25 protein-coding genes and 1 tRNA gene are annotated in these 24,106 nt (G+C 52.8%); 11 read left to right on the plus strand and 15 right to left on the minus strand.

Features of this window, described 5'->3' with window-relative positions; all coding sequences use genetic code 11:
* A complete protein-coding gene (locus G7064_RS17820; protein WP_166074636.1) occupies window positions 1-753 on the minus strand; it encodes a hypothetical protein in 753 nt (250 codons plus the stop codon).
* Between the two features lie 227 nt (window positions 754-980).
* Window positions 981-1,793, minus strand: coding sequence for an alpha/beta hydrolase (locus G7064_RS17825; RefSeq protein ID WP_166074637.1), 813 nt, complete (start codon window positions 1,791-1,793; stop codon window positions 981-983).
* 145 nt (window positions 1,794-1,938) lie between these two features.
* Between G7064_RS17825 and G7064_RS17830 the strand changes: the two genes are divergently transcribed.
* The gene (locus G7064_RS17830; protein WP_166074638.1) at window positions 1,939-3,846 is read left to right on the plus strand and encodes a TonB-dependent receptor; all 1,908 of its coding nucleotides are present in this window, start codon (window positions 1,939-1,941) and stop codon (window positions 3,844-3,846) included.
* A gap of 68 nt (window positions 3,847-3,914) precedes the next feature.
* The gene (locus G7064_RS23330) at window positions 3,915-4,058 is read left to right on the plus strand and encodes a hypothetical protein (protein WP_166074639.1); all 144 of its coding nucleotides are present in this window, start codon (window positions 3,915-3,917) and stop codon (window positions 4,056-4,058) included.
* 177 nt (window positions 4,059-4,235) lie between these two features.
* On the opposite strand, the gene G7064_RS17840 is transcribed toward G7064_RS23330, so the two are convergent.
* From G7064_RS17840 to G7064_RS17855, 4 genes are all read right to left on the minus strand, one after another.
* Complete coding sequence (locus tag G7064_RS17840) at window positions 4,236-4,940, minus strand: universal stress protein (protein WP_166074640.1); 705 nt, start codon at window positions 4,938-4,940, stop codon at window positions 4,236-4,238.
* 150 nt (window positions 4,941-5,090) lie between these two features.
* Window positions 5,091-5,582 (minus strand): GNAT family N-acetyltransferase, encoded by a 492-nt coding sequence (locus G7064_RS17845; RefSeq protein WP_166074641.1) that lies wholly within the window; start codon window positions 5,580-5,582, stop codon window positions 5,091-5,093.
* A 194-nt stretch (window positions 5,583-5,776) separates the two neighbouring features.
* Window positions 5,777-6,016, minus strand: a complete 240-nt coding sequence (locus G7064_RS17850; protein ID WP_166074642.1) for a hypothetical protein — start codon at window positions 6,014-6,016, stop codon at window positions 5,777-5,779.
* Window positions 6,017-6,099: 83 nt separating this feature from the next.
* A complete protein-coding gene (locus G7064_RS17855; RefSeq protein ID WP_166074643.1) occupies window positions 6,100-6,546 on the minus strand; it encodes a hypothetical protein in 447 nt (148 codons plus the stop codon).
* 196 nt (window positions 6,547-6,742) lie between these two features.
* Between G7064_RS17855 and G7064_RS17860 the strand changes: the two genes are divergently transcribed.
* On the plus strand, window positions 6,743-7,027 hold the full coding sequence (locus tag G7064_RS17860) for a GNAT family N-acetyltransferase (RefSeq protein ID WP_133273568.1): 285 nt from the start codon (window positions 6,743-6,745) through the stop codon (window positions 7,025-7,027).
* A 71-nt stretch (window positions 7,028-7,098) separates the two neighbouring features.
* Here the strand turns inward: G7064_RS17860 and G7064_RS17865 are convergent, their stop codons facing one another.
* Both G7064_RS17865 and G7064_RS17870 read right to left on the minus strand, forming a co-directional pair.
* On the minus strand, window positions 7,099-7,467 hold the full coding sequence (locus G7064_RS17865) for a hypothetical protein (protein ID WP_166074644.1): 369 nt from the start codon (window positions 7,465-7,467) through the stop codon (window positions 7,099-7,101).
* A 237-nt stretch (window positions 7,468-7,704) separates the two neighbouring features.
* Entirely contained in the window at window positions 7,705-8,205 is a 501-nt protein-coding gene (locus G7064_RS17870) for a fasciclin domain-containing protein (RefSeq protein WP_240731753.1), read from the minus strand.
* 524 nt (window positions 8,206-8,729) lie between these two features.
* Between G7064_RS17870 and G7064_RS17875 the strand changes: the two genes are divergently transcribed.
* Window positions 8,730-9,188: a hypothetical protein gene (locus tag G7064_RS17875; RefSeq protein WP_166074646.1), complete on the plus strand. Its 459-nt coding sequence runs from the start codon at window positions 8,730-8,732 to the stop codon at window positions 9,186-9,188.
* Between the two features lie 25 nt (window positions 9,189-9,213).
* Here the strand turns inward: G7064_RS17875 and G7064_RS17880 are convergent, their stop codons facing one another.
* Window positions 9,214-9,618, minus strand: coding sequence for a hypothetical protein (locus G7064_RS17880; RefSeq protein WP_166074647.1), 405 nt, complete (start codon window positions 9,616-9,618; stop codon window positions 9,214-9,216).
* 284 nt (window positions 9,619-9,902) lie between these two features.
* Between G7064_RS17880 and G7064_RS17885 the strand changes: the two genes are divergently transcribed.
* Window positions 9,903-10,457: an NUDIX hydrolase gene (locus G7064_RS17885; protein WP_166074648.1), complete on the plus strand. Its 555-nt coding sequence runs from the start codon at window positions 9,903-9,905 to the stop codon at window positions 10,455-10,457.
* A gap of 54 nt (window positions 10,458-10,511) precedes the next feature.
* On the opposite strand, the gene G7064_RS17890 is transcribed toward G7064_RS17885, so the two are convergent.
* A complete protein-coding gene (locus G7064_RS17890; protein WP_166074649.1) occupies window positions 10,512-11,021 on the minus strand; it encodes a phosphoribosyltransferase family protein in 510 nt (169 codons plus the stop codon).
* Window positions 11,022-11,311: 290 nt separating this feature from the next.
* Here G7064_RS17890 and G7064_RS17895 point away from each other — a divergent pair, with 290 nt between their 5' ends.
* Window positions 11,312-11,953 (plus strand): response regulator, encoded by a 642-nt coding sequence (locus tag G7064_RS17895; protein ID WP_133273562.1) that lies wholly within the window; start codon window positions 11,312-11,314, stop codon window positions 11,951-11,953.
* A gap of 184 nt (window positions 11,954-12,137) precedes the next feature.
* Window positions 12,138-14,501: a PAS domain-containing protein gene (locus G7064_RS17900; RefSeq protein WP_166074650.1), complete on the plus strand. Its 2,364-nt coding sequence runs from the start codon at window positions 12,138-12,140 to the stop codon at window positions 14,499-14,501.
* A 70-nt stretch (window positions 14,502-14,571) separates the two neighbouring features.
* On the opposite strand, the gene G7064_RS17905 is transcribed toward G7064_RS17900, so the two are convergent.
* The gene (locus tag G7064_RS17905) at window positions 14,572-14,811 is read right to left on the minus strand and encodes a hypothetical protein (protein ID WP_166074651.1); all 240 of its coding nucleotides are present in this window, start codon (window positions 14,809-14,811) and stop codon (window positions 14,572-14,574) included.
* A 1,633-nt stretch (window positions 14,812-16,444) separates the two neighbouring features.
* Window positions 16,445-16,516: transfer RNA gene (locus G7064_RS17910), tRNA-Arg, on the minus strand.
* A gap of 133 nt (window positions 16,517-16,649) precedes the next feature.
* Between G7064_RS17910 and G7064_RS17915 the strand changes: the two genes are divergently transcribed.
* Window positions 16,650-17,177 carry an Ohr family peroxiredoxin gene (locus G7064_RS17915; protein WP_166074652.1) on the plus strand — a complete coding sequence of 176 codons (528 nt, stop codon included), beginning with the start codon at window positions 16,650-16,652 and terminating at the stop codon, window positions 17,175-17,177.
* Window positions 17,178-17,250: 73 nt separating this feature from the next.
* Here the strand turns inward: G7064_RS17915 and sucC are convergent, their stop codons facing one another.
* Window positions 17,251-18,453 carry an ADP-forming succinate--CoA ligase subunit beta gene (sucC, locus tag G7064_RS17920; RefSeq protein WP_166074653.1) on the minus strand — a complete coding sequence of 401 codons (1,203 nt, stop codon included), beginning with the start codon at window positions 18,451-18,453 and terminating at the stop codon, window positions 17,251-17,253.
* 175 nt (window positions 18,454-18,628) lie between these two features.
* A complete protein-coding gene (locus G7064_RS17925) occupies window positions 18,629-19,663 on the minus strand; it encodes a glycoside hydrolase family 113 (protein ID WP_166074654.1) in 1,035 nt (344 codons plus the stop codon).
* Window positions 19,664-19,823: 160 nt separating this feature from the next.
* Here G7064_RS17925 and G7064_RS17930 point away from each other — a divergent pair, with 160 nt between their 5' ends.
* The 3 genes from G7064_RS17930 to G7064_RS17940 all read left to right on the plus strand — a co-directional run bounded on the left by G7064_RS17930 (window position 19,824) and on the right by G7064_RS17940 (window position 23,576).
* Window positions 19,824-20,477 carry an ABC transporter ATP-binding protein gene (locus G7064_RS17930; RefSeq protein ID WP_084444691.1) on the plus strand — a complete coding sequence of 218 codons (654 nt, stop codon included), beginning with the start codon at window positions 19,824-19,826 and terminating at the stop codon, window positions 20,475-20,477.
* Between the two features lie 269 nt (window positions 20,478-20,746).
* Window positions 20,747-21,556, plus strand: a complete 810-nt coding sequence (locus tag G7064_RS17935; RefSeq protein ID WP_240935562.1) for a hypothetical protein — start codon at window positions 20,747-20,749, stop codon at window positions 21,554-21,556.
* 97 nt (window positions 21,557-21,653) lie between these two features.
* The gene (locus G7064_RS17940) at window positions 21,654-23,576 is read left to right on the plus strand and encodes an ATP-dependent DNA helicase RecQ (RefSeq protein ID WP_166074655.1); all 1,923 of its coding nucleotides are present in this window, start codon (window positions 21,654-21,656) and stop codon (window positions 23,574-23,576) included.
* A gap of 65 nt (window positions 23,577-23,641) precedes the next feature.
* Here G7064_RS17940 and G7064_RS17945 read toward each other — a convergent pair whose 3' ends face one another.
* The gene (locus G7064_RS17945) at window positions 23,642-24,073 is read right to left on the minus strand and encodes an organic hydroperoxide resistance protein (RefSeq protein ID WP_166074656.1); all 432 of its coding nucleotides are present in this window, start codon (window positions 24,071-24,073) and stop codon (window positions 23,642-23,644) included.
* Window positions 24,074-24,106 lie beyond the last annotated feature (33 nt).

Below are 24,106 nucleotides of genomic sequence, written 5' to 3' on the forward strand. Positions count from 1 at the left end.
CTATTCAACTGAACTGTATGAAAATAGGTTATAGAATATATGCCTTATCGAGAGCAATATTAGTGTGAATGCTAACGAGTAGAATAGAAGTAGCTTAATACCGTCGCGAGAATCAGTAAAGTCGGTAAAATTCGCAATTACAGCTTCACGCCTCGCTAAACGACGACTCTCTTCCTGCATTCTTTTGTCATCAGCTTCCATTAGCGCACCTGTGCCGCAACTAATAATAGGTAAACGCGCTGACTTGTTGGCGGTTGCTTGTGGCCTCTTTTCCTTTGTGTAAGCGTATAGGATGGTGTGTTGTTGTCTTGTGTCCAGCCAATACGTCCCAATATTTGAAGAAAGCAGATCCATTATCTGCACTAAACTTCCATAACGTGCTTCGCTACCCAGAATAAATCGGATTCCCCGTTCCGAACTTGAATCTTGTTTTAGTGTAGTTATGCTGTTTACAGCCTGGTGGAAGTGCAAGGAATCTTCCATTCGATTTCCAGTAAATTCAATTGTCTGCCAAGAGCGGAAGCCCTCCAATTCTATTGGCGATAAGCAAAAAGGTGGCAGCTCATTATTGTCGAAAAAGTCTTTCTGCTTGCAAAGCCCATAAATAGGCATAGCAAACTGAAAAACTGAATATCTTCTTAGGCTGGGGTGATTTCGCAATATTCCACACCCCACCAACAGCAAAAACGCCAGCGCCAGCAGGCCCGGCGGAAGCAGCAGTTTGCGACGATGACGGCCCGGGATGTAAAGCATGAGTGTCCGTAAAAAGTGAGGTGTTGTAAGATAAGAACAAGCCAATATTCTTTAGCTAGGTTTAAGAAAGGCGGTCATGCAGAGCGGAGCGAAGCATCGCGCTCGCGCCGGTTAGATTAGTAATCCAACGTAAGCACGCAAGATGCTTCGCTCCGCTCTGCATGACAGTTACTATTCTAGCATCAGCAGGGGAGATGGCGCAGTTGTGCAAATGGGTACACTCGTCTTTAGGTTTGGGGAGCGACTGCTGCCACCTTCAATTCAGATAGCCAGCGTAGCACAAACGCTGCGTCTTCCCGCCAAGTAGACTGACCCAGCATCGCATGGCACCGGCCGGGCAACTCGTGGTAGTCAGTTACAGACTGCGCATGCCGGTAGCGCTGAAAGTTGGCGTGGTTGAGCACCGCAGGCATAATCCGGTCGGTGCCGCCAGCCAGAAACAGCAGCGGCGCGTGCGGCCGGCGAAAATCAACGCGGGCTCGGAGACTGAGGGCCTCCCGAATTACCTTTTTCGATTCAGGGGCCAGCAGGCGCTCGTAAAAGGCCTCCTGATCGGTTAGCGGCAGGCCGTTGGCAATAGCGTTCTGCCACTGCGAGAAGCTGGGTAGAAAGGTGGTCTTGGTGGAGGAAAACAAGCCCAGCATGGGCAGCACCGAGCGCACCAGCGACCAACTCAACGCCACCACGCCCAGCGGCGGCGCCGACTCAATGGCCACGCCGGCCGCCACCGAATCTTGCTGGAGCAGGAGCTGCACAATGAGCCCGCCGTAGGAGTGCCCAATGACGATGGGCTTGGCCGGTAGCTGGGCAATGAAATCCGAATACAGCTTCAGCACGTCTTGCAGGCCGTTTTGCGCAATGGGCGAGTGGGGATGCTGGCTCCGTAGCACCGCGGCCGGCGCATCCTTGTGGGGCCAGGCCGGGGCGTAGCACGCGTAGCCCTGACTTTCGAAAAACGGTTTCCACTGGTCCCAGCAATTATGCGTTACAAAAGCACCCGTGATGAAAACGATGATAGGAGCAGGCCGCTTAGACTTCATGGGCTATAACCGAGAATCCGTTGAAAGAAAGCCCGTCCAGCGGGACGAGGCAATATAGGAACGGGATAAATGCGGTCTGGGGGGCTTTTTTCCAACCTGGCCGGCGGCTTTCCCGTTCGGTCAAGGGTTACGCTACACTTTTCCAATGTTTCTTCGTTACTGCCAGCTGCTGCCGCTGCTTTTGCTGCTTCAGCTTCCCTCACACGCCCAAACTCCGGATACTGCCCGCACCGTGCGCTTGCCCGAGGCCACGGTGGTCGGCTACGGCCAGAACCTGCCGCTGCGGCGCACGGCGGCCGGCGTAAGCGTACTCGATGCTACCGTTATCGACCGCTTCAACCAAACTTCGCTTACCCAGGCCGTAAATACGCTGCCGGGTGTGCGGCTGGAGGAGCGGGCCACGGCCAGCTACCGCCTCAGCGTACGAGGCAGCACACTCCGCTCGCCGTTCGGGGTGCGCAATGTGAAGCTGTATTACAACGATATTCCCTTCACCGAAGCCAGCGGCAGCAGTCCGCTCAATCTGCTTGATCCGGCTTCCATTGGGCGCATTGAGGTAATAAAGGGGCCAGCAGGCAGCGTGTACGGGGCCGGAACGGGCGGTGCGGTGCTGCTGAGCACCCGTCGCCCATTGCCCGGCGAAGCGCGGGTACAAGCCGGATTTACGGCCGGCAGCTTCGGGCTGCGGCGCTACTCCGTGGCGGCCGAAACGGGCTCGGCTACCGCTACCCTGCGCGCCCAGTATACTCGCCAAACCCTTGACGGCTACCGCCAAAACAGCGCCCTACGCCGCGACGTGCTGACCCTGGATGGGGAATTTACTTTTTCTGATAAGCAAACAGTTTCCGTTCATGCTCTTTACACCGATCTGGACTACGAGATACCCGGTAGCCTGACCAGGGCGCAGTTTGAGCAGAATCCGCGGCAGGCGCGGCCAACTGTGGGCACCCAACTCGGTACCGTAGATCAGCGGGCCGGCTACGCCTCCCGAACGGCGCTACTAGGCGTCACGCACGACTACCGATTCAACAGCCGGTGGTCGAATAAGACCACACTGTACACCACCGCTACAACTATCAAAACGCCGTTTTTGACCGATCTGGAGCGCAATACGTCGCTTGGCTGGGGCGGACGCTCGGTGTTTGGCTACCGCGCGGCCCTGGCGGGACGCTTGCTACGCCTGAGCGCCGGGGGCGAGTTTCAAAACAGCTTCGAGGATTCGCGCAACTACCAGAACCGCCGCGGTACGCCCGGCACTTTGCGCTACGACGATGAAATTAGTACCAGCGTGGGTTTCGGTTTTGCCCAGGCTGATTGGGAACTGCCCGCCAATTTCCTGCTCACGGCGGGCGCCAGTCTGAATGGCCTGCGCTACCGGATTGCGCGGGTTTCGGATGCGGCGGCGCGGCCGGATAGCTTTGCGTTTCGGCGCAATTTTCAGCCTGTAGTGTCTCCGCGAGTGGCATTGCTCAAGGAAATTACTCCCCAGATATCCGCTTATGCCAGCGTGAGCAGCGGTTTCTCGCCCCCCAGCGAAGAGGAAATTCGTCCGTCCGACGGTAGCCTCAACCGCGACTTGGAAGCCGAGCGCGGCACAAGCTACGAGCTAGGTACGCGAGGCAATCTGTTTAATAATCGCCTGGTCTTCGATGTAGCGCTGTTTGATTTCAGATTGAAGCAAACTATCGTCACGCGCACCACAGAATCGGGCGTAAACGTGTTTTTCAACTCCGGCTCCACCCGCCAGCGCGGCGTAGAAGCGGCCGTGAGCGGCTGGCTATGGCGGCCGACGCCGACAGCGGTGGGGGCTTTTCTGCCGCCGCACCCAACAGCTCACCTACCGGCCTGCGTGCCTGGGCCAGCTACGCTTACAATCATTTCCGCTTCCGTGATTACCAGCAGGGCGACCAAAACTACAGTGGCAACCGCCTCACCGGCACCGCACCGCATACCCTTTCCGCCGGCCTCGATTTCAACCAGGAGCTTGGTTTTTACCTTCAGCCTTCCCTTAGCCACCAAGCCCAAGTTCCGCTCAATGATGCTAATACCGTAAATGCGGTCGGCTACTGGACGTTTGCCACGCGCGCCGGGTGGCGGCGGGTGCTGGAGGGCAAATTAGAGATGGACATCTTCGCCGGCCTCGAAAACGCCACCAACCGGCGCTACAGTCTCGGCAATGACCTTAACGCCTTTGGCCAACGCTACTTCCAGCCTGCTCCTGGCCGCAATTGGTACAGCGGGGTGCAGCTAGGTTGGCGATGGTAAGCTGCTCAACTTAGTTAACTCAAACGTCTTGTCTACGAAACAACATCCCCGTTCGGGTTAATGCTTACGGCTGGGCTGGCAGTACCAGCACCGGGCCCGGACTGTTTCGTACTACGCGCGCCGATACGCTTTGGTGAAACATTCGTTGCAGGATGCTGTGCCGTCTTGCAATGAGGATTAATAAGCCCCGCCATCCTCTTCTACGGCCGCTATAATGCCATCTACGGGGCTCAAATGGCGCTGCCCGCGGGTCGTGATGCGCTGAAAACCAGTTGTCAGGCCGCTTTTTTCTACCTGCTGTGAAGCCAGAGAGGAATTGTCGTCGTCTTCGGGCTCTACTACGTGCGTGATGTTTATGGTGGCGTTGAAGGCGCTCAGCAGATTCTGGCAAAACTCTACTACCTGCGGGCTCAATGAAAAGGGCTGATTATCGGCACCAATAGTTACGCGGCGCAGATTTGGCTGGGCTGGAGCCGTAATGGGCACCACCAACAGCGGCACGGGCGTATGCCGTAGCAAAGTCAGCGAGGTAGTATCAATGAGCTCGTCGGGCTTGTTATAATCGGGGCGACCCAGCACGATAAGCTGGGGCTGATGTTGGGCTACAGCCGCGGCTACGGCGCTCTCCAGCAGATCATTGGAAATATCCACCGTAGCGGGCACCGTCAGATCCGCGGTTCGTTTACTAAGCTCCGACGCTATTTCGCCCTCGCTCCATTGCGGAATCCGGCCACTTAAGGCTTCCGGATCGAGCAGGGAAGTGCGACGAATGTGCAGCAACACGATGGGTGCCTCCAACTCAGTGGCAATGGCGGCGGCGTAGCTCAGGGCGAGATCGGCGTCAGGCGTGAAATCGGTGAGGACTAGGAGGGGAGCAGGCATGATAGGCAGGTAAGGAAGCGAAGGTATCTATTACTATACGCCGCCGTTGCCCTCAGGATACCTATAGCTATTGGCAGGTCGCGGGGGGCTTTTTATTAAGCAGGCGCATTCAAAGGCAGGCAAGTAAGATAAAGAAATTGAGATAAGCTCTTAGGCGCCTACTACGGCACTTCGCCGCTCCAAGAGCACCGTGTCGCGCCACACGCCGGCCAGCTTGCCAATTCGCTCACGTCGGCCCAGCACCCGAAAGCCGTGAGCCTCATGCAACCGGATGCTGGCCCTATTCTCGGGGAAAATACCTGCCTGTAGCGTCCAGATGCCATTCTTTTCTGATTCTGCTATCAATGCACCCAGCAACTGCCGGCCCACACCCTGTCCGCGGGCGGCATCGGCGACATACACGCTCACTTCCGCCACGCCCCCGTACACGCACCGCCCCGAAACTGGTGACAAGGCCGCCCAGCCCAGCACGTTGCCAGCAGCGTCGGTAGCCACCAGCCGACTGTGCGCCAGATGCCCAGCGTCCCAGGCTTCCCAGCTCGGGCTTTGTGTTTCGAACGTAGCGTTGCCGGTCGCAATGCCTTGCGTGTAGATGAGTTTTACAGCAGGCCAATGTAAGGTGGTGAGGGCAGAAATAGACATGGGCATGAGGGGGAAGAGTGCAACTCGCTGGTTGTTACGCACTGCACCATACTCAGCGCGTTGGAGCCGTGCGTAATCTGTGCAAGTTTACTAGGACTTCTTCTGCATCAAAAGCTTCCGGGCTAGATGTTTTTGCGCACAAAAAAGCCCCCCAGCAATATGTTGGGGGGCTTTTTTGACTCATAAGACAGCTTCTAGGCTTCGTCAGTATCCGATATTTGGTTAGCCCCGGGGTTCATGCGCTCGTCGGTCATGTCGGAGGTGTCCTCGTCGGGGGTGGTGCCGTCCAGCACCTGACCGTGCGTGGCCGCGTCGAGCATAGCGGCTGAGCCCGCACTTTCGTCGGAGGCCGCGTCTACGCGGGGCGCGTCGGTGGGCTGGGTGGCCGCAGGATTAATCTGTTGGTTGCTGGCTTGTTCTTCAGGCGTTTTCATCGGGGACTTCGTTTCAGAGTGAAAGAAAAAGCCGGGCCTCGCACCGCGCGACACCCGGCTTTTTCCGGAAAATTTGCGTTGGCTTAATTAGCCGCGGGCCGATATTCTTCGTCCGTGTCAATGTCGGCTTGGGTGGTGCGGTTGGCGGGCTCAGCGGTTTCCCAGTTGCGGGTGCCGCTGCCGTAGCGCGGGTCGTCGAGCTTGGCGGCCTCGCGGCGGTCGTCCGATTCGTCGTTCATGGTAGCGCGCACGGCCTCATTATTCAGGTTTTGAGGGGCCGAGCCGCGTTGGTCGGGGGCTGGCGTGTTCGAAGCGGCGGTGCCATAATTGGCACCCGCGGCTACCGGGCCATTCATTTCTTCGTCGGAAAGAGGGGCGTGACCAAAATCGCCGTAGTTGGGGGTATCTGAGTGTTGAGTTGACCTCTGACCAACGGGCTTGTTGGCCAATTTTGCGCCTACTTTCTCATTTTCGGCCAGCGGACGGTTGTTGTTATCGTCCGTATTTGGCTCATCTGCTTGTGTTTTCATAGAAGAGGTGGAGTGAAGTGTGAAGGTGTAGCAAGACACTTGGTATCAAGCAACTAGTTGGCTAGTACGCAAAAGCGTGGTTGAAGGGTCAACAAAATTCCACCCATTTGGTCCCAGCCGCGTAGTGGATAACAAGTTGCCTCGCTAGGTAGTAGCAGTTAGGCGGCGCATTTCCCGTTTTATAATTTCCATCAACATGGCCGTTTCCGTCATTCATAATCAGGAAGATCAATCCTTTTACGCCACCGTTCATGGCTACGAAGCCGAACTCGCCTACAGCATGCCCGCCAACGACACCATCGATTTTACGCACACGTTTGTGGACGAAAATCTGCGCGGGCAGGGAGTAGGCGAGGAAATGGCCCGCACCGCCCTCGCGTACGCCCGCGACCAAAACCTGAAGGTGCTGACCAGCTGCCATTTTGTGGAGGCTTTCGTGAAGCGCAATCAAGCTGAATACAAAGACCTACTATCAAAATAACGCCTGCGAGGCGCCTGAACGCTGTAGTTCGTGCGGCCCGCAGGCGTTATCCCAGCCGTAAGAAATGGAGGTTACTCGCCGCGGTTATTGTCTTCGAGGCGGCTCGACTGCGCAATAACTGGGTTGATGACGCTGTCGCTGATGCCCGACTTGCCATCTGGCACCGGCTCATCGAGGAGTTGGCCGTGGGTTTCTCGGTCCAGCATCGACGTTTCGGCGGCTGGCTCGTTGGTTGATTTAGGCTGCGGCTCCGTTGGGTTGCGGGGCTGTGGCTCCTGCATCTCGGGCAGGGTATAAAGGTTTTCGCCAGGTCGGTGCTCATCGCCAGTGCCCGGAAACGATGCATTTGGGTCAGCGGCTGTAGCCGGCTGGTTTTGGGTGGTACGGCGTGGAGGCTGCTCGTCGGGGTTCTGGGGGGCTTTTTTTGAAGAGTCTTTCATAGGTTGGTAGAGGTTGATGGCCCATTTGGGGCACTGTTCTCTTTCTACGCAAAACGCTTACTCAACAACTGTTGCCGCCCAGAAAAATATTTTGTTCAGGACAAGCCCAACGCAATCTATCAGGCCCAAACTTCAATAAAAATGGGCTGACTTCCCGCATTGTCAACCCAAGGTATCCAACGATAAAAAAGCCCCCCAGACTCGTCTGGGGGGCTTTTTTATCGTTGGTATCTCAGCTTATTTGGCCGGCATCAATACGCTATCGATAACGTGGGTCACGCCATTGCTAGAAATTACGTCGGCGGTAGTCACGGTAGCCATGCCGCCTTTGGCGTCTTTCAGCATTACGCTGGTACCACTTTTCATCACCGTTAGGGTCTCGCCTTGCACGGTAGTTAAGGTCTGGCCGTTTTGCAGGTCGGCGGCGCGCACGGCGCCGGGCACTACGTGGTAAGTCAGAATAGTGGTGAGTTTGGCTTTATTCTCGGGCATTACCAAGGTGTTCACGGTGCCAGCGGGTAGTTTGTCAAAAGCGGCGTTGGTGGGCGCAAATACGGTGAAAGGGCCCGCGCTTTTCAGTGTTTCTACCAAGCCAGCCGCCTTCACAGCTGCTACCAGCGTGCCATGCTCCGACGACATTACGGCGTTGTCTACAATGTCTTTGCTTGGCACCATCATGGCGCCGCCTACCATCACGCCTTCAGCGCTGCTCATGGGCAAGTCGGCGGCATTTACCATGGTTTCAGCGGCTTTGCCGGGCTTGCCTTTGGCTTTCATTTTGTCGCCGGCAGCCGTTTTGCCTTTCATTTTCATTTTTCCGTCGTCGGCCATTTTGGTCTTCGACATGTTGCCATCTTCCTTGGTTTTGATCTTGTCGGCATCCGACTTGGTTTTGGCCGTTGTTTGGGCCACAGCCGGCGTGACTAGACTAATGGTGAAAGCGAAAGCGAGGGTAGTCAACAAAGACTTTTTCATTACGATTGAGTTAAGAAATAAGGGAATCTAACTTGCTATACGCAAGCGCAGCGATATTGGATTATAAAAACAAGCTCAGCAGTTACTTAAATTGGTGGCAGAAACTACTAGCTATCTACTTAAATACCTAAAAAATGCCCTGAATAGCTATTTAAGCTGTTTTGATATGGCGTGTATCTACTAGTAAGCTATCGGTATTGGATAGATTAACATTTGCATCAACCTATAAAAATTATATATTTGCTCTGGTAAGACTGTCATTCCTAGCGCAATTTCAGTGAAAAGTAATGGTAGACAGCACGCGTTATCTTGATCAGCAGAACGGCTTTCGGGAGGCTCGGTTCGGGCAGAAAGTGCATGAGCTGAGTGGGCTGATACTCGTGTCGGCCCTGCACGACCCCCGCGTAGCGACTTATGCCCGCGAACAGGAAGACCTGCTGTACTTAAGCCATCCGCTCCGGCAGATTCACTACCGCTTTTTCGACGAGCAGCTGTACCGTATCGATTTGCTGGCCACTGGTACTGAGGTAATTGCGGGCCTGCGGCAGGAGTTTATTCGGCTCTACGGTCCACCTACCAGCGGACCGCTGGGGGAGGAGTGGGTAGGGCAGCAGGTAACGGCCTCAGTTCTCTCGTTTCGCACCCGTACCGAGAATGCCTATTTTACTTTAAGCAGCCAGGTACTGATGGCTACCGCGACCGAATATGTTTATCATCGCGGTCTAGTGACGAGCGAGGTGGGTTAGAAAATTCTGGGGGGCAATTAATTGGTTATTTTTTCTGGAGCCAGTCAGCCGCGTCCTGCATGGTTGAGAAATAGTTGTAGCGTAGCATTTGCGAAAGGCCACTGCCAATAGAGCGAGCCGCCAGCCGACTTAAAGGCGTTTCGGCTTCTACCACGGCACACTTGTCGTAGCCTGCTTCCGCAATAGCCCGCCGTACCCATTGCGTAGTTAGCCACTGCTGCAGCGGCGGCGGCATAGGCGGCCGCTGACCATGCACACTCATCAGCTGGGTGGAGCCATAGTGAAGCATGGCGTGGAGTATATGCTCATAAATCGCCTGTAGCTCGGTTACGGATACGGCCGTTGGGTGCCAGGTAACGCGCAGATACCCCACCGTGTGGTATGTAATGACTGCCGCGGCGTTGTGGAAATACTGAGTAATAGTACTCACAGGCGATAGGAAAAATGAGCAAATTATCGTTGTGGGCAACGCCTCTGGTACTAGTTGACAGAAGCTATATTATGGTGCAAGCGTCGCATCAATGCTTACAATCGTTTCCAAAGTGTATGTAAGATACTGAGTTACCAGCCCTCGTTCTAATAATTAAAGCGCATTTGTCATATAGCTTCTCACTGCTTGGTGCCAGGTGTTGCCGACACAGCCGAAAACCCTGACTGTTGTTCCTTCTGCGGGGGCGTTTAGTACCTTGCCAACTGATTTCTGATTGATACAGCATGACAAAAAAAATTGAGCCCTGGAAGACGCTTACATCTGAACTGGTATTTGATCATCCGTGGTATAAAGTTCGCCGCGACCATGTGGAACTGCCCGACGGGCAGCAACTCGACGATTACTTTGTGAGTGTGCGCTCCAATGTGGTGCTGATATTCGCCGTGACCGAAGACGAGCAGGTCGTGTTGGTCCGACAGTACAAGCATGGCTTGGGCCAAATCCTGATTGAACTGCCCGGAGGCGTAATAGACGAGGGCGAAAAAGCTCCCCAGGAAGCAGCCAGGCGCGAGCTGCTGGAAGAAACCGGTTACACTACCGATGAGCTGGAGCTGCTGTTGGAAGTAAGCGATAACCCCACCAAGGACACAAACACTATCTCATTTTTTCTGGCCCGCAACGCACGGCTGGTAGCCGACCAGCAGCTCGATCCGACCGAAAATATTGAGGTACTCACAGTGCCCCTCACACAAGTTGAAAGCATGATTCTTAGCGGCCAGATTCGGGTGGCGGGCTCCGTTGCTTTATGCCTGTTGGCGCTGCGTAAGCTACAGCGTTAGCATACCCCCTCAATACTCAGAGCCGTTGAGGAAAATGACTGTTACTTCCGAGCATTATGCATTAGCTGCGCGCATTGCTTCGGCCACCTCGGCATCGGTTACCGGGGGTAGCTTCTCATAACATTCTTCTACCGCCTGGCTGTGAGTAGGGCTTTGTAGATATATCACGGCATCAGCCATAGTGCGCAGGCGAGCCGTGGTGGCAGGCAGAGCCGCGGGCAAAGCCAGTACCAACAGTGTCGGCTGGCGGGCGCGGGCAATACGTAAGGCCGCAGCCAGTCGCGTTTCGGTTGCCATTCCGTCGTCTACTACGATTAATGTCTGGCCTTTACGAGCCGATGATGGGGCGACCAACTCAGCCTCTTCCTGTGTTCTCTCACCAAACCAATCCTCTGTTTCAGCCAAGAACTCCAGCGGAAAACCTAGTAGTCTCGCCAGCACGGAGCCAATGGCTACGCCGCCCCGGTCAACGGCCATGAGCAGGGCATCGACGCCGCGCAGGTGCCAAAGACGATCGGTTAAGCGAAAAGCGGCCGATTGGCGGTCAGATAAAATAGCAGCCATATATATCAAATAGTATAACGCGTCGGATAAGCTGATAGGTAGATAAAATAGAGTCAGTCAAGATAGATTTTCGACCCGCACATTTTGCTACTGCCTTATACTCGTTTCGTAGAAAATGGGGGGCAATTTTTGATTTATTTTACTCCCTTTCGGTATTTGAATGATCCATTCCTAAGAATCGTTTTTTACCTCATTTGCAATTACTTACATTCATATACAAATGCAGGGAGATGGGCCGCTTCGCTAGCTGCTCTGTAGGGTGATTCGAAATTTTACTTACATTCTCTCCCATGATTCGCTTGTTCCTAGTCGATGACCACTCCCTCGTTCGTGATGGAATGAAGGCCTTGCTAACGGGGGTACCCGGCCTGCTTATCGTGGGCGATGCCAGCAATGGACAAGAACTGCTGGATCGGCTGCCAACAACTCCCGCTGATATCGTGCTCATGGACTTACAAATGCCCGTGCTCGATGGCTTCGCTACGCTGCCTGTGCTGCGGGAGCAGTTTCCGGAAATACGCGTCTTGGTGCTTACCATGCTGGCCCATGAGCGGTACGTGGGCCAGGCGCTGGATGCGGGCGCGGCGGGCTACATTCTCAAAAGCGCGGATCAGGCCGAGATCATCGCGGCTATCCGCGCGGTTTCATCTGGCAAGCGCTTTATATGCAGCGACATTGGCTTGTCGCTGCTGCAAAAAGTGCTTCACCCGGAGGCTTCCGCCGAAACCAAAAAAGTGGATGGCCTGTCTTATCGGGAGTTGGAAGTGCTCCGGCTCATTGCGGAAGGCCTCACGAACAATGCCATTGCGGAGAAGCTATTTGTCAGCCGGCGCACGGTAGAAACCCACCGCCAGAATATTCTGGAAAAAACCCAGGTAAAAAACACCGCTGCTTTAATCAAATATGCCGTTGAGCACGGCTTGCTGGACTAGCTCTCGCTTGCGCAGGCAGTGCTAGGCTCATGAGTAGTGCCCAAGTCGATTGCCGTGTATCCGTAGTAGTAAACCACTGTACGGCGGTGGCTTACTAACTCAACCTCAGTACTGGGGGCAAATTTGCTAATACTCAAACCGTTCGGCTGACAATGGCCGCATGCCGTAGCTAGTTGATCTGATTATGGCTAGATCTTTTTCTGTTCCTGCGTCCACAGAACTTAACGCATTGCGCCAACAGGCATTGCAGCATCTGGCCACCACAGATGCTGCCTACTTGAGTGCGGAGCCGCCCCCAAAGTTGCTCTATGAAACCATGCTACGCTTGCAGCAGCAGGAGTTGGACCGCGCCCAGAAGCAAATAAAAGCCCTCCAACAAGCCGCTAAGGTGGCCACGGCCCACACCTCCGCCAACCCGTCCGCCGACAATTTTCAGCGCCTGTTTGAATACAGTAGCGATGCCGTGTTTCTGCTGCTCGATAACTACTTTGTCGATTGCAATGCTGCCATGCTGGCACTGGTTGAGGCCACAGACAAGCAACAGCTTTTGGGCCGTCATGTCGCTGAATTTGCCCCCCAGCATCAGCCCGACGGCCTGCCCAGCCGTGAGCGTGCCGACGATTACTGCCGTCGGGCTATAGATCAGGGCCACTATCGCTATGAGTGGCTGGGCCAGAGGTATACTGGTGAGAAGTTCTGGGGGGAAATCATGCTCACGCCGGTCCAGATGGACACACGCACTCTTCTGTATGCCGTTTGGCGCGATATAACTCCGCTCAAAATAGCTGAGCAGCACCGCCTCGAAAGCGAAGAAGACAAACAGCGGTCATTGGATGCTGCCGGCGTAGGCACTGTGAGGTACATTCTAGGGAGCAAAAAGGTCGTACTCGATGCACTCGCCCGCAACTTACTCGGCCTGCTTCCCGGAACGGAACCTGTTCCTGCCAAGGAAGTTTCCCAACAAATATATCCAGAGGATCTGGCTCCGGTTAGCGAAATCTTAGCACAGGCTCAGCAAACCGGTCGGCCCTTAGTCTTGGAATTTCGGGTGTTAGACGCCGCTAAAGCCATTCGCTATATACGGTTTCGGGGTGAGCTACAAAAAAAAGAAGGCCAACCCGATCAGTTGTTGGGAGTACTGCGTGATATCAGCTCCAAACGTCGGGCCCAGCAAGAGTTAAGCTATAAGAATCGCCTTCTGGATTACATGGTGCATAATATGCCGGTAGTATTGACCAGGCTTGATCATAGGGGAGTATTTCTGGATCTTGTAGGGTTAGGTTTGCGCCCCTTGGGTATCCAGGATAATCAGCTGCAGGGAGCTAGCATTTTTGAAGGATTTCCGGATGAAGCCGAGCACATACGTCACCTTTTGGCCGGTAACTCTATCAGTACGGTAAGCTTTGTGGCCTGGGAAGGCAACGAAGTGTATTATCAGAACTACGGCTTCTTCGATAAAGCAAAGCAGGAGGCTGTCATCTTCTCCCTCGACATCACCGAGTCGGAGCAGATGAAGAAGAATTTGCGTGCTGAGAAGGCATTTACTAAGCAAGTGATTGACCACAGCCCCGACGCTCTGGTTGCGCTAGACCTGAACCTGTGTGTGATGGCATGGAACCAGACCGCCGCTCAGTATTCATCTGTGCCGGAAGAGCAGGCGCTGGGTCGTTCATTTTTCGATGTTCTTCCTCATTACCTCGAAACGCCTGAGATGAGGAACCTGTTGGAGAAGGTCCGGGATGGTAAGCCTATTACACTATTTAACCAGCGCTTAAGGCTCCGACCCGGTAGTTACGACATGTATTTTGTGCCCCTCCGAAACACTGATCAGGGCGAAGTGACGGGTATCTTGATAACTATTTGTGACATAACCGAGCGAAACCGCATGCTTGCCGACGCCGTTCAGCTTCAACGTCAGCAGCAGCAAACCGTTGTAAGGGCTGTGTTTGCTGCCCAAGAGGCGGAGCGCAAGCGAATTGCTGAGGCTTTGCACAACGGAGTGGGCCAACTGCTCTACGTGACCAAACTTAACCTTGAGAACGGCCGACACTCTCCTCCCGACCCGGCGGTGTGGCAAGCATTGAATGAAGCGATTCAGGCTACACGCAATGTGTCGCACCAATTAACACCTGGTATTCTGGAAGACTTTGGGTTAGAAGTAGCACTACAGGAGTTGGTTAAGCACATTCCTCCAGGCAAGCTTAAGGTTCACCTGCATCTGACTGGCCTAGACCAGCCTCGCCCGCTCCTGCTTGAGCTAGCTGTATACCGTATTGTTCAGGAACTCTTGACCAACGTTATCAAACATGCTCACGCCCGAATAGTACATATCCAAGTAGAGCAAGAGGACGATCAGGTGGTTCTTAGTGTGCAGGATGATGGCCAAGGAATGCCCAGTTCTCCTGAAATAATTTCCGACCCAGGTATGGGCATTATCAGCATTCGAAATCGTGCTGAACTCCTTGGGGGGCGTTTTTCGCTCGATTCCCATCCCGATCGGGGAACAACAGTGCGAGTGGCACTGCCTATGCCTGCCAAAAGTGAGTAATACTGCTTAGGAAGATACGCTACCTAAATAAATTGGTGAAATGCTCATACCAACTTATTCGGATAAATACTTATTTCATAACCATAACATTCTTATGCTCAGGCATAAGAAGAGGAAACTCAATCCTACTGCTAACAGCGTAGCCATGAGTATTACTAATAAAAGATACACCTTTCGGCTTGTCCTGTAAGTGGATAACCGCTGGTTTATCCTCGCTGCTTAGAAGCCAAAAGATAATTGCACTCATAATAGCAGAGAAAGGAATAGCGGTACCTAGCCACTCTCTGTTTTCAATTAACCATTCAGTCATATCTTCAAGTAATAATCACAACCTTTATAAATATATGACAAGTTAAGAAAGTTATAATTTATTCCCAATGATTATTGCGTTTTCCTTGTTGAGATGTAGATATTAATACTACCTAAATCGTGTAATTACTCAAAAGTATTAAAGCTGTTATTTCCACAAATTGTTGAATAGTAAATAATTACTAAGTAATATATAATCACATTTTTAAAATATATTAAAAGCAAAATACAAATTTGAAATTTGATTTAGCTTGTAGTATCAATTTCTTACCAGCTGTAAAATTTCCGACACTAGGTACGGCATGACTATAATTTCGTATGCTTCAAAGGCTTTAGTGCTTAACGATTTGTAGTTTCAACGTCAAAATCTGGCCGGTTACTGCCGATTGTACTGATGCTAGTGTCCTTACGATCCTTTGTAGCAAGAGAATGCCATCTGTTTAGGAGCCAGTTCACTCCAAAAATTGAAAGCAGAATTCCGGTTAACGTTAGTAACCAGTCCTGATGCGCAATTATCCAAGCAGTCATATTAGTATAGTTATAGTTGAGAAATAGCTCTCATTTAGCTAATATACATCTATAAGCTATAGCAAATGCTTAAACATCAAAATTTTACAGTAAAAAATAATAGTTCATACTATCCTGAATATACTTAAACGTTTACGGAAACATTATATATCAAGAAACTGCCACGTCAGAGTTAAATCGAATCTTACCATAATCTCTACGGTTCTCGAATCGACTCTCTGAATAATAGTACCCCGATTAGTCATTTCCAGTTTTGCCAGTGTTGTGGTAAGGCTTTAGCTAAGAAGGTAACCGACACATGCGTAAAATAGTGGGAGTAAACAGTATAGTCTGATAGAAAAACGGAAAGCAGATTTGGTTTTACTTGGACCTGCGTGATAGTGAGCGTAAACGAACTGGTAGTAGCAGAATTGGCCAGTCACAGTACTTTTACGCAGAAGCGCACCTAGCCAAAAAAGCTATGCAGCGCTTTCTGTTTCGCCTTTCGTGTCTTTCAGAGCTTTATACATACACAACTAGCCACCTGTTGAGAGCATTTGCTCTAATCACTTGCCTAGTTTAGCCAACTGTTGCCTCATTGCTGGGGCGAATTGCCATCATTTGGAAGATTTGCGTTCTTTTACCTGAGCAATTAATAGATCACCATTTGGCCGAAAAATGTACTTCACTTTTCGCGCCGTTTCATTGTCTGACACTATCCAATGCTGACTAGCCAGCACAACTTTAGGACCCGATGATTTATTGCTGAGCGATTGAGAATCCGGAGGGGTATTGAGTAGATGTACTTCCATATGGTTATAAAGATGAATTAGCTACGCGAAAGTCTAAGTGCAGAGGTAATATGAAGGAGGACGGAATTCAAAAATAATACCCTTTACTACCTGATAACCTCCCAATCGTTATTATTTCGAACAAGTAATATAAGTAATCGCTTCTTGATTTACTATTCGCTATCAGAGCCGAAGTCTACCCCCGGTAACATGATGGCAGCCGCCTGAGTAAGACGGAAAAGAGCGAAGTAAGCAGCGGCTTGTGTTGAGGAGCTCCAAAGTAAAAACAAAAAAGGCCCTCTACGGTGCGCAGAGGGCCTTTTCAATAGTTATAAGTGGTCACGCTAGGAATCGAACCTAGATCAAGAGCTTCGGAAACTCTCATACTATCCGTTGTACGACGTGACCGGAAGGTGGGCAAAAGTAGAGAGAAAAATACGTCAAGCCAAACGTGGGGGCTTTTTGGGTAGTTCTGTGGGTCAGTATAACCTTAAAGGGCTAAAATCAGTTAATTCAAACACACAACCTGAACCCTTAGCTTATGTCTACTAACGAAAAGAAAACGCTTTATACAGCCGATGCTGCGGCTGTCGGTGGCCGTAGCGGCCACGTACGCTCTGCCACGGGCATTATTGATCTGGATATGTCAGTACCTGAGGGCTTGGGAGGCAAAAAAGGCGCTACAAACCCCGAAGAGTTATTCGCTGCAGGCTATGCTTCTTGCTTTCAGCAGGCTCTATTAGTGATAGCCCAGCGTAATGGCGACCGGCTCGACTCACAAAGCGAAGTAAAATGCTCTGTGACGCTATTTCAGGAAGGTGAGGCTTACGGCCTAAGCGCTATTCTGGACGTAGATCTGAAAAAATTTGACGAACAGAAGACCATTGACATGGTTCGTCAGGCGCATACTATCTGTCCTTATTCGGTGGGTACTCGCGGCAATATGGAAGTAGAGTTGCGCGTGATGGGTAAGTCCGTTCCAGTACAGCCCGAAGAAAATGCTGGCGTAGCCGGAGGTAATGGCATTGAAGCATCAAATACTGCTGAGAATACAAACGTTACAGCTTAAGTCTTTCTGCTGTTACAACAAAAAGCCCCCAGAGCTATTCTGGGGGGCTTTTTGTTGTAACAGCAGAAAGACTTTATGCCTTCTGTGATTCCAATACTTCTTTCACCTTCTGAGCGGCATCCTTCAGCAATACGGCCGAGAACACTTTCAGACCGGACTCATCAATGATGCGGGCGCCTTCTTCAGCATTGGTGCCTTGCAGACGTACGATGATAGGTACGTTGATATCGCCGATGTTCTTGTAGGCCTCAACTACTCCGTTCGCTACCCGGTCGCAACGCACGATGCCGCCGAAGATGTTGATGAGAATAGCCTTCACGTTCGGGTCCTTCAGGATGATACGGAAGCCAGCTTCAACGGTCTGGGCGTTGGCCCCACCCCCTACATCGAGGAAGTTGGCGGGTTCGCCACCCGAAAGCTTGATGATGTCCATGGTAGCCATGGCTAGGCCAGCGCCATTTACCATGCAGCCCACGTTGCCGTCGAGCTTCACATAGTTGAGGTTCGACTCGGAAGCTTCTACTTCCAGTGGGTCTTCCTCGTTGGTGTCGCGCAGGTCGGCGAAGGTTTTGTGACGATAGAGAGCGTTGTCGTCGAGGTTTACTTTGGCGTCAACAGCCAGAATCTTGTTGTCCGACGTCTTCAACACGGGGTTGATTTCGAACATGGCTGAATCGGTTTCGTCGTAGGCCTTGTACAGAGCCGTTACGAACTTCACCATCTCTTTTTGCGCTTCGCCGGTGAGGCCCAGGTTGAAAGCAATTTTGCGAGCCTGGAAGCCCTGCAAGCCTACACGCGGGTCAACGTGCTCACGGTGAATCTTCTCGGGGTGCTGCTCAGCAACTTCCTCGATGTCCATGCCACCTTCAGTGGTATAGATGATAACGTTTTGGCCAGTTGAGCGGTCTAGCAGTACGCTCATGTAATATTCCTTCGGCTCTGAATCGCCGGGATAGTAGACATCCTGAGCAACAAGTACTTTATGTACTTTGCGACCTTCTGCACCGGTTTGTTTCGTAACCAGCTGCATGCCAATGATCTGGCCAGCTACTTCCTTCACTTGGTCCAGGTTCTTGGCCAGCTTTACGCCGCCTCCTTTACCGCGTCCGCCGGCGTGGATTTGCGCTTTGATAACGTGCCAGCTAGTGCCGGTTTCCTCGGTTAGGCGCTTGGCAGCGGCAACAGCTTCCTCGGGCGTCTCGGCCACGATTCCTTCCTGAATGCGTACGCCGTAGCTTTTAAGAATTTCTTTACCCTGATACTCGTGAATGTTCATAGAGGTCAGTTCAATGGGATGATGGGGTGGTGTTCAGTGCACGAAAGTAGGCAAAAATGCGACGCGGGGCGTTACAAATGCCACATCTACTTTCCAAACCACTGTGCCATAACTTGGGCAGCCTCTTTATGTTGGGGCGTAAAATCAGCGTGGCGCCGGGCTGGGCCGTCAGGAGCTAGTTTCGGATACCACTTCCAGACAAAAAGCCCCCAAACCATTTTTTCGTCCAAAACGTCTCGAACATGGCCGCGTAGCAAGTGGCTTGTGTGTCCTCGTCGAGTTGTAGGAAAGCTGTGGTGCGGTCGGGCCAGACCCAGGGTTCCACGGCAGCATCGGCGGTGCATTTGTAGCCCATTTCAGTGAAAACCACAGGCTTGTCGAAACGCTTTTGCACCCGCTCGATGGCTTTCAAATGTGGCTGCCAGCCAGCCAGCAGTTCAGCTTTGGTGGGCTTGCTGTTCTTGGTGAGCGGGAAATAGGCTTGAATGCCAATGTAATCTAGCGCGTCCCAAAATCGAATATGCTCGTACTCACCGCTCCAGTTGGCAGCGTAGGTGAGCGGGCCGTGGTACACTTGGCGTATCTGGCGAATAAGGGCGCGCCACTCGGTTTCGTGGGCAGGAGTCGTTGTTTGCTCTAGCTCGGTTCCGATACACAGGCCGTCGAGTTTTTGTTGCTCAGCCAGTTCGGCGTAGTGCAGTATGAAGGTCGTGTAGCTCGCAAACCAGGCTTTCCAGTCGGCCTCGGAGGTCATGCGGATGTCGCCGGGCCAGGTGCCATCGCCGCGCACCCATAGATGAGGTTTGAGCAGGATATGCTGACCGCGCTTGCGGGCTAGTTGAGCTGTCTGAATCAGACCTGCGTCGCTTTCGCCCCAATACACGCGCCCACGCCCGGTGTGCATACCAATGGTGGGAGAGGTGGCACCGCGCTGCCAGCCAAAGGGCGTTTGCGCTATCCAAGTTACGTTGTGCTGCTGCAATGGGGCCAGCTCAACATCGGTAATGGAGTCGCTGCCTACCCAGCTTACCCCTCGTATGCGATTATTCAAGTTGACCGCGATGCTGACGTTCGCCGTAGCAGCCGGAATTGGGTAGGAGGGAGCCAACCGCGGCCACCACCAGCCAGCGGCTAATACAATTGCCAACCCTAGTAGGGTGAGCAGCGGCACAAACGCCCACCAGCGACGGAACAGTAGAGAGTTGGGCATAAACAGATTAGTAGCTGCAGGAAGCTAAAATGTAGGCAGCAAATTCGGAATTTGCCCCCAGCACTTTTCCACAAGCTAAGGAATTGAATTGGACGTCATAATCTGCGATTGATCCGTAGCTTTGTTTGTTCCCAACTGCTCACCCCAATTCGCTTATCGTTTGCTGCAGGCCATAAATATTCGCAAAAGCTACAACACGCTGGAAGTGCTTAAGGGCATCGACCTGACGATTGAGAAGTCGGAAATCGTGTCCATCGTTGGTTCATCGGGGGCGGGCAAAAGTACCCTGCTACACATTCTGGGTACATTGGACAACCCCGATACGGGCGAGGTGCTATTCGATGGTCAGTCGGTTAGCTCCCTCGGGCGCTCCGACTTAGCGCGGTTTCGCAACCGACACATCGGCTTCATTTTCCAGTTTCATAATTTGTTGCCCGAGTTTACGGCTCTGGAGAATGTATGCTTGCCAGCTTACTTAGCAGGTCGCTCGGAGAAGGAAGTGCGCGTACGAGCCCGCGAACTTTTGGGGATGTTGAACCTAGAGCGCCGCGCCGACCATAAGCCCTCGGAAATGTCGGGCGGGGAGCAGCAGCGTACGGCGGTAGCTCGGGCCCTAATTAATTCGCCCGAAATCATTTTTGCTGACGAGCCCAGCGGCAACCTCGATTCGCAGAATGCGCAGGAGCTACATCAGATTTTCTTTCTGTTGCGCAAGGAGCTAGGGCAAACCTTTGTTATCGTGACGCACAACGACCAACTGGCCGAAATGGCCGACCGCACGATTACTATGAAAGACGGCTACATTACGGAGTAGAGTCCGGTTAAGAAATAATTGAAAAGGCCCTCTAGAAACGTTTCTGGGGGCTTTTTTGTGCAGTTAAATGGAAACCAGATAAGCCAAAAAAGGTGTTTAGAGAGAACGAAAAAGTACCCGTTTTTTAGTTTTCTAAAAATTTTAGGAATTTAATTCATAAGTATCTGATAATCAGCAATAAAAATTACATATAAAAAGCACGCTTTTTGCACCTTTCGCTCGTATCTTTAGTTATATACCCAAATAACAAAACGTACTACAGGACACTTATGGAAACCGCCATGAACGAAGTAACCAAACCCGTTAAAGACCAGGCTCGCAAGAGCAAGATTGAGAGCTACGATATTTCGCGCTCCGATGAGACGTTGCACTTGGCTACTGATCTGGCGAAGTTCATCAAAGACAACAAGCTCACGACGACAGTGCAGGGCAAAGAGTTTGTGAACGTGGAAGGCTGGCAGTATGCTGGCTCGCGCTTGGGCATCGTGCCTATCGTTGACCATGTCATCAATGTCAGCACCGAGACGGAGTTGAAATATCAAGCTAAGGTGACCTTGTTCGATTTGCGTTCGGGTCATACGGTAGGCGCTGGCTTTGCCGTATGCTCGAATAAAGAGTCGGGTAAGAAGTTCTACCAGGAGTTTGCCATCATGAGTATGGCGCAGACGCGTGCTATTGGCAAGGCGTACCGCAATATTCTCGCTTGGATTATTCGCGCTGCTGGCTACGAGCCTACGCCTGCTGAGGAGATGGAGTATGGTGGCAATCAGCCAGAGGTTAAACCCGCCCTGACTGTAGCCCCTGCTGCTACTCCGGCCACTGTAGCTGCTGAGGCTACGCCCATGAAGGCCGTACCCGCTGAGCCTACCGAGGCTCCGGCACCAGCCATCGCGTATGCTACGGCTGCGCAGAAAGAGGAAATTATCCGTTTGCTCAACCATCCGGTGATTACGCGCCAGGAGAAGACCAAGATGTTGCTTAACATCAACCGTCTGGACGAGGAGCGCGCTAACCAAGCTGTAGCCAAGCTGCGTAAGGCTATCGAAGACCGTGAGAACGGTGAGTCGGCTGCCGCTTAAAGTTTAACTCACTACATACACAAAAAGCCCGGTTCCGTTTGGAGCTGGGCTTTTTTGTTGGTCTGTAAGTTCAGGTAGAAGTTACCTTTGCAGTAGTATGCCTTTACCTACCGACGACATCCTGCACCTGCTGCGCCAGCATTGGGGTCACACGGCTTTTCGGCCGTTTCAAGAGGATATTATTCGCTCGGTGCTGGCGGGGCAAGATACGCTGGCTCTGCTGCCCACAGGGGGGGGCAAAAGTGTGTGCTTTCAGGTGCCAGCGCTGGCGCGGGAGGGTATTTGTGTAGTGGTGTCGCCGCTGATTGCGCTGATGAAAGATCAGGTGGAGCAATTGCGGGCGCGGGGCATTAAGGCCGAGGCAGTGTACGCGGGTATGAGCCATCAGGAAATCGACCAGACCCTGGATAATTGCGTGTATGGGCCGGTGAAGTTTCTGTACGTGTCGCCAGAGCGGCTGCTGACGGAGATGTTTCGGGTGCGGGTAGCGAAGATGAAAGTAAACCTGCTGGCCGTGGATGAGGCGCACTGCCTCTCACAGTGGGGCTACGACTTCCGGCCACCTTATCTGCAGATTGCGGAGCTACGCGAGTTGCTGCCGAAGGTGCCGGTTATTGCTCTCACGGCCACTGCCACCAAACCTGTGAAGGCGGACATTATCGAGCGACTAAAGTTTGGGCCCAACCATCAGGTTTTTCAGCAAAGCTTCGCCCGGCCTAACCTTTCTTATTCTGTTCTGCAGACCGAGGATAAGCTGCGGCGCTTGCAGGAAGTGCTGCGCGGTGTGGGTCCTGATAAAACGGCCATCGTATATGGGCGCACGCGGCGGCAGGTGGAGGATGCCGCGGCTTTTTTGCAGCATCATAAGGTATCGGCGGCGGCGTACCACGCGGGCTTGCCTAGTGAGCAACGCCACCGTACCCAGCAGGACTGGATGCAGAACAAAACCCGCGTGATAGTAGCCACTAACGCCTTCGGCATGGGCATCGACAAGCCCGATGTGCGCCTGGTCGTGCACCTCGACGCGCCCGATACGCTAGAAGCTTACTACCAAGAAGCTGGCCGCGCCGGCCGCGACGAGAAGTATGCCTTTGCTGTGCTCCTAGCTGGCCCCAACGAAGCGGCGGAGCAGCGTCGTCGCGCTGAATTGGCCCACCCGCCCCTCGATACAGTTCGGCGGGTATATCAGGCCTTAGCGAACTTCTCGCGTACGGCCGTTGGCGGGGGCGAGTTGGTAGCCTTTGATTTTGATATTCAGCAATTTGCCGAAACATATCGGATCAAAGCCCTCGACGCGCATAATGCCCTGAAAGCATTGGCACGGCAAGGCCTAGTACAGATTAATGAGGCGGTAAACAACCCCGCTCGTGTGCACATTCCTATCGATCATACCGATCTGTACCGATTTCAGGTAGCCAATGCCGCGCACGATAAGCTCATCAAATCTTTACTGCGTCTGAATGGAGGAGAAATCTTCGCGGGCTTTCAGAAGATATCTGAGAATAGCCTAGCCCAGCACCTGCGGCTGAGTGTAGTAGAAGTACGCAAAATGTTGCTGTTTTTGCACCGCTCGGGCATTATCCAATATCAACCCCAGCACAATTCACCCCAAGCTCTGTTCACCACTCCCCGCCACGACGTGGATAAGCTGCCGCTGAATCAGCCGGCCCTGCGGGCCGCGCGTGAACTGGCTCAGCACCAGACGGAGGCCATGATTGAGTACAGCTTGGGTGGCCGGTGTCGGCAGCAGTTGTTGCTGGAATATTTTGGCGAAATGGCCGCGCCTGTCTGCCGCGTCTGCGATTTTTGCTTAGCTAGGAAGAAAGCCCAACAACCCGCTCAGCCTTCGCCAACGTTACGCGCCCAACTCGTAGACTTGCTAAAAAATGCCCCCCAAACACCCCGCGAACTACTCACCCAATTTGCCCCCCAGCAGGCCGAATCCGTAACTCAGCTGCTGCGCGAGCTGGTCGATACACGAGTGCTTCAGTATGAGCCGAATGGAAAACTGCGGGCGTAGAGTAAGCCCATAAAAAGAGCGCGCAGCCACGTGGCTGCGCGCTCTTTTTATACTGTAGCACCCAACTAGGCGTGCGTCGAAGTCGTCAGGTTTACTTCAATGTTGCCACGAGTAGCGCGGGAGTATGGACAGATCTGGTGCGCTTTGGCTACCAGATCTTCGGCCTGTGCTTGTTCCAAGCCGGGAATATTTACGTGCAGATCTACGGCAATGTCGTATTTGTCGCCTTCGTGGCCGAGGCTGACATCAGCAGCTACGGAACTGCCCACAATAGTTTGCTTTTCGAAACGCGCTACCAGGTTGAGGGCGCTATCGAAGCAGGCAGCGTACCCGGCGGCAAACAGCTGCTCCGGATTGGTAGCACCTTGCTTACCAGGACCACCCAGTTCTTTGGGTGTAGTCAGAGCCAGGTCAATTACATTGTCGGACGAAATGGCGCGGCCGTCGCGGCCACCGGTAGCTTTCGCTTTGGCGGTATACAGTTTTTGGTAACTCATGGATGTGTTAGAAATGAAATATGCTCACTTAAT

The sequence above is a fragment of the Hymenobacter sp. HDW8 genome (assembly GCF_011305775.1).
Lineage (GTDB): Bacteria > Bacteroidota > Bacteroidia > Cytophagales > Hymenobacteraceae > Hymenobacter > Hymenobacter radiodurans.

Excerpts from the sequence above, each read along its gene's own strand:
- G7064_RS17890 (WP_166074649.1), bottom strand. The coding sequence starts at position 11,021 with ATGGCTGCTATTTTATCTGACCGCCAATCGGCCGCTTTTCGCTTAACC.
- G7064_RS17840 (WP_166074640.1), bottom strand. The coding sequence starts at position 4,940 with ATGCCTGCTCCCCTCCTAGTCCTCACCGATTTCACGCCTGACGCCGAT.
- G7064_RS17825 (WP_166074637.1), bottom strand. The coding sequence starts at position 1,793 with ATGAAGTCTAAGCGGCCTGCTCCTATCATCGTTTTCATCACGGGTGCT.
- G7064_RS17905 (WP_166074651.1), bottom strand. The coding sequence starts at position 14,811 with ATGACTGAATGGTTAATTGAAAACAGAGAGTGGCTAGGTACCGCTATT.
- G7064_RS17935 (WP_240935562.1), top strand. The coding sequence starts at position 20,747 with ATGGAAACCGCCATGAACGAAGTAACCAAACCCGTTAAAGACCAGGCT.
- G7064_RS17945 (WP_166074656.1), bottom strand. The coding sequence starts at position 24,073 with ATGAGTTACCAAAAACTGTATACCGCCAAAGCGAAAGCTACCGGTGGC.
- G7064_RS17940 (WP_166074655.1), top strand. The coding sequence starts at position 21,654 with ATGCCTTTACCTACCGACGACATCCTGCACCTGCTGCGCCAGCATTGG.
- G7064_RS17875 (WP_166074646.1), top strand. The coding sequence starts at position 8,730 with ATGGTAGACAGCACGCGTTATCTTGATCAGCAGAACGGCTTTCGGGAG.
- G7064_RS17865 (WP_166074644.1), bottom strand. The coding sequence starts at position 7,467 with ATGAAAGACTCTTCAAAAAAAGCCCCCCAGAACCCCGACGAGCAGCCT.
- G7064_RS17885 (WP_166074648.1), top strand. The coding sequence starts at position 9,903 with ATGACAAAAAAAATTGAGCCCTGGAAGACGCTTACATCTGAACTGGTA.
- G7064_RS17870 (WP_240731753.1), bottom strand. The coding sequence starts at position 8,205 with ATGGTAAATGCCGCCGACTTGCCCATGAGCAGCGCTGAAGGCGTGATG.
- G7064_RS17860 (WP_133273568.1), top strand. The coding sequence starts at position 6,743 with ATGGCCGTTTCCGTCATTCATAATCAGGAAGATCAATCCTTTTACGCC.
- G7064_RS17895 (WP_133273562.1), top strand. The coding sequence starts at position 11,312 with ATGATTCGCTTGTTCCTAGTCGATGACCACTCCCTCGTTCGTGATGGA.
- G7064_RS17820 (WP_166074636.1), bottom strand. The coding sequence starts at position 753 with ATGCTTTACATCCCGGGCCGTCATCGTCGCAAACTGCTGCTTCCGCCG.
- G7064_RS17925 (WP_166074654.1), bottom strand. The coding sequence starts at position 19,663 with ATGCCCAACTCTCTACTGTTCCGTCGCTGGTGGGCGTTTGTGCCGCTG.
- G7064_RS23330 (WP_166074639.1), top strand. The coding sequence starts at position 3,915 with ATGGACATCTTCGCCGGCCTCGAAAACGCCACCAACCGGCGCTACAGT.
- G7064_RS17855 (WP_166074643.1), bottom strand. The coding sequence starts at position 6,546 with ATGAAAACACAAGCAGATGAGCCAAATACGGACGATAACAACAACCGT.
- G7064_RS17915 (WP_166074652.1), top strand. The coding sequence starts at position 16,650 with ATGTCTACTAACGAAAAGAAAACGCTTTATACAGCCGATGCTGCGGCT.
- G7064_RS17830 (WP_166074638.1), top strand. The coding sequence starts at position 1,939 with ATGTTTCTTCGTTACTGCCAGCTGCTGCCGCTGCTTTTGCTGCTTCAG.
- G7064_RS17900 (WP_166074650.1), top strand. The coding sequence starts at position 12,138 with ATGGCTAGATCTTTTTCTGTTCCTGCGTCCACAGAACTTAACGCATTG.
- G7064_RS17850 (WP_166074642.1), bottom strand. The coding sequence starts at position 6,016 with ATGAAAACGCCTGAAGAACAAGCCAGCAACCAACAGATTAATCCTGCG.
- sucC (WP_166074653.1), bottom strand. The coding sequence starts at position 18,453 with ATGAACATTCACGAGTATCAGGGTAAAGAAATTCTTAAAAGCTACGGC.
- G7064_RS17845 (WP_166074641.1), bottom strand. The coding sequence starts at position 5,582 with ATGTCTATTTCTGCCCTCACCACCTTACATTGGCCTGCTGTAAAACTC.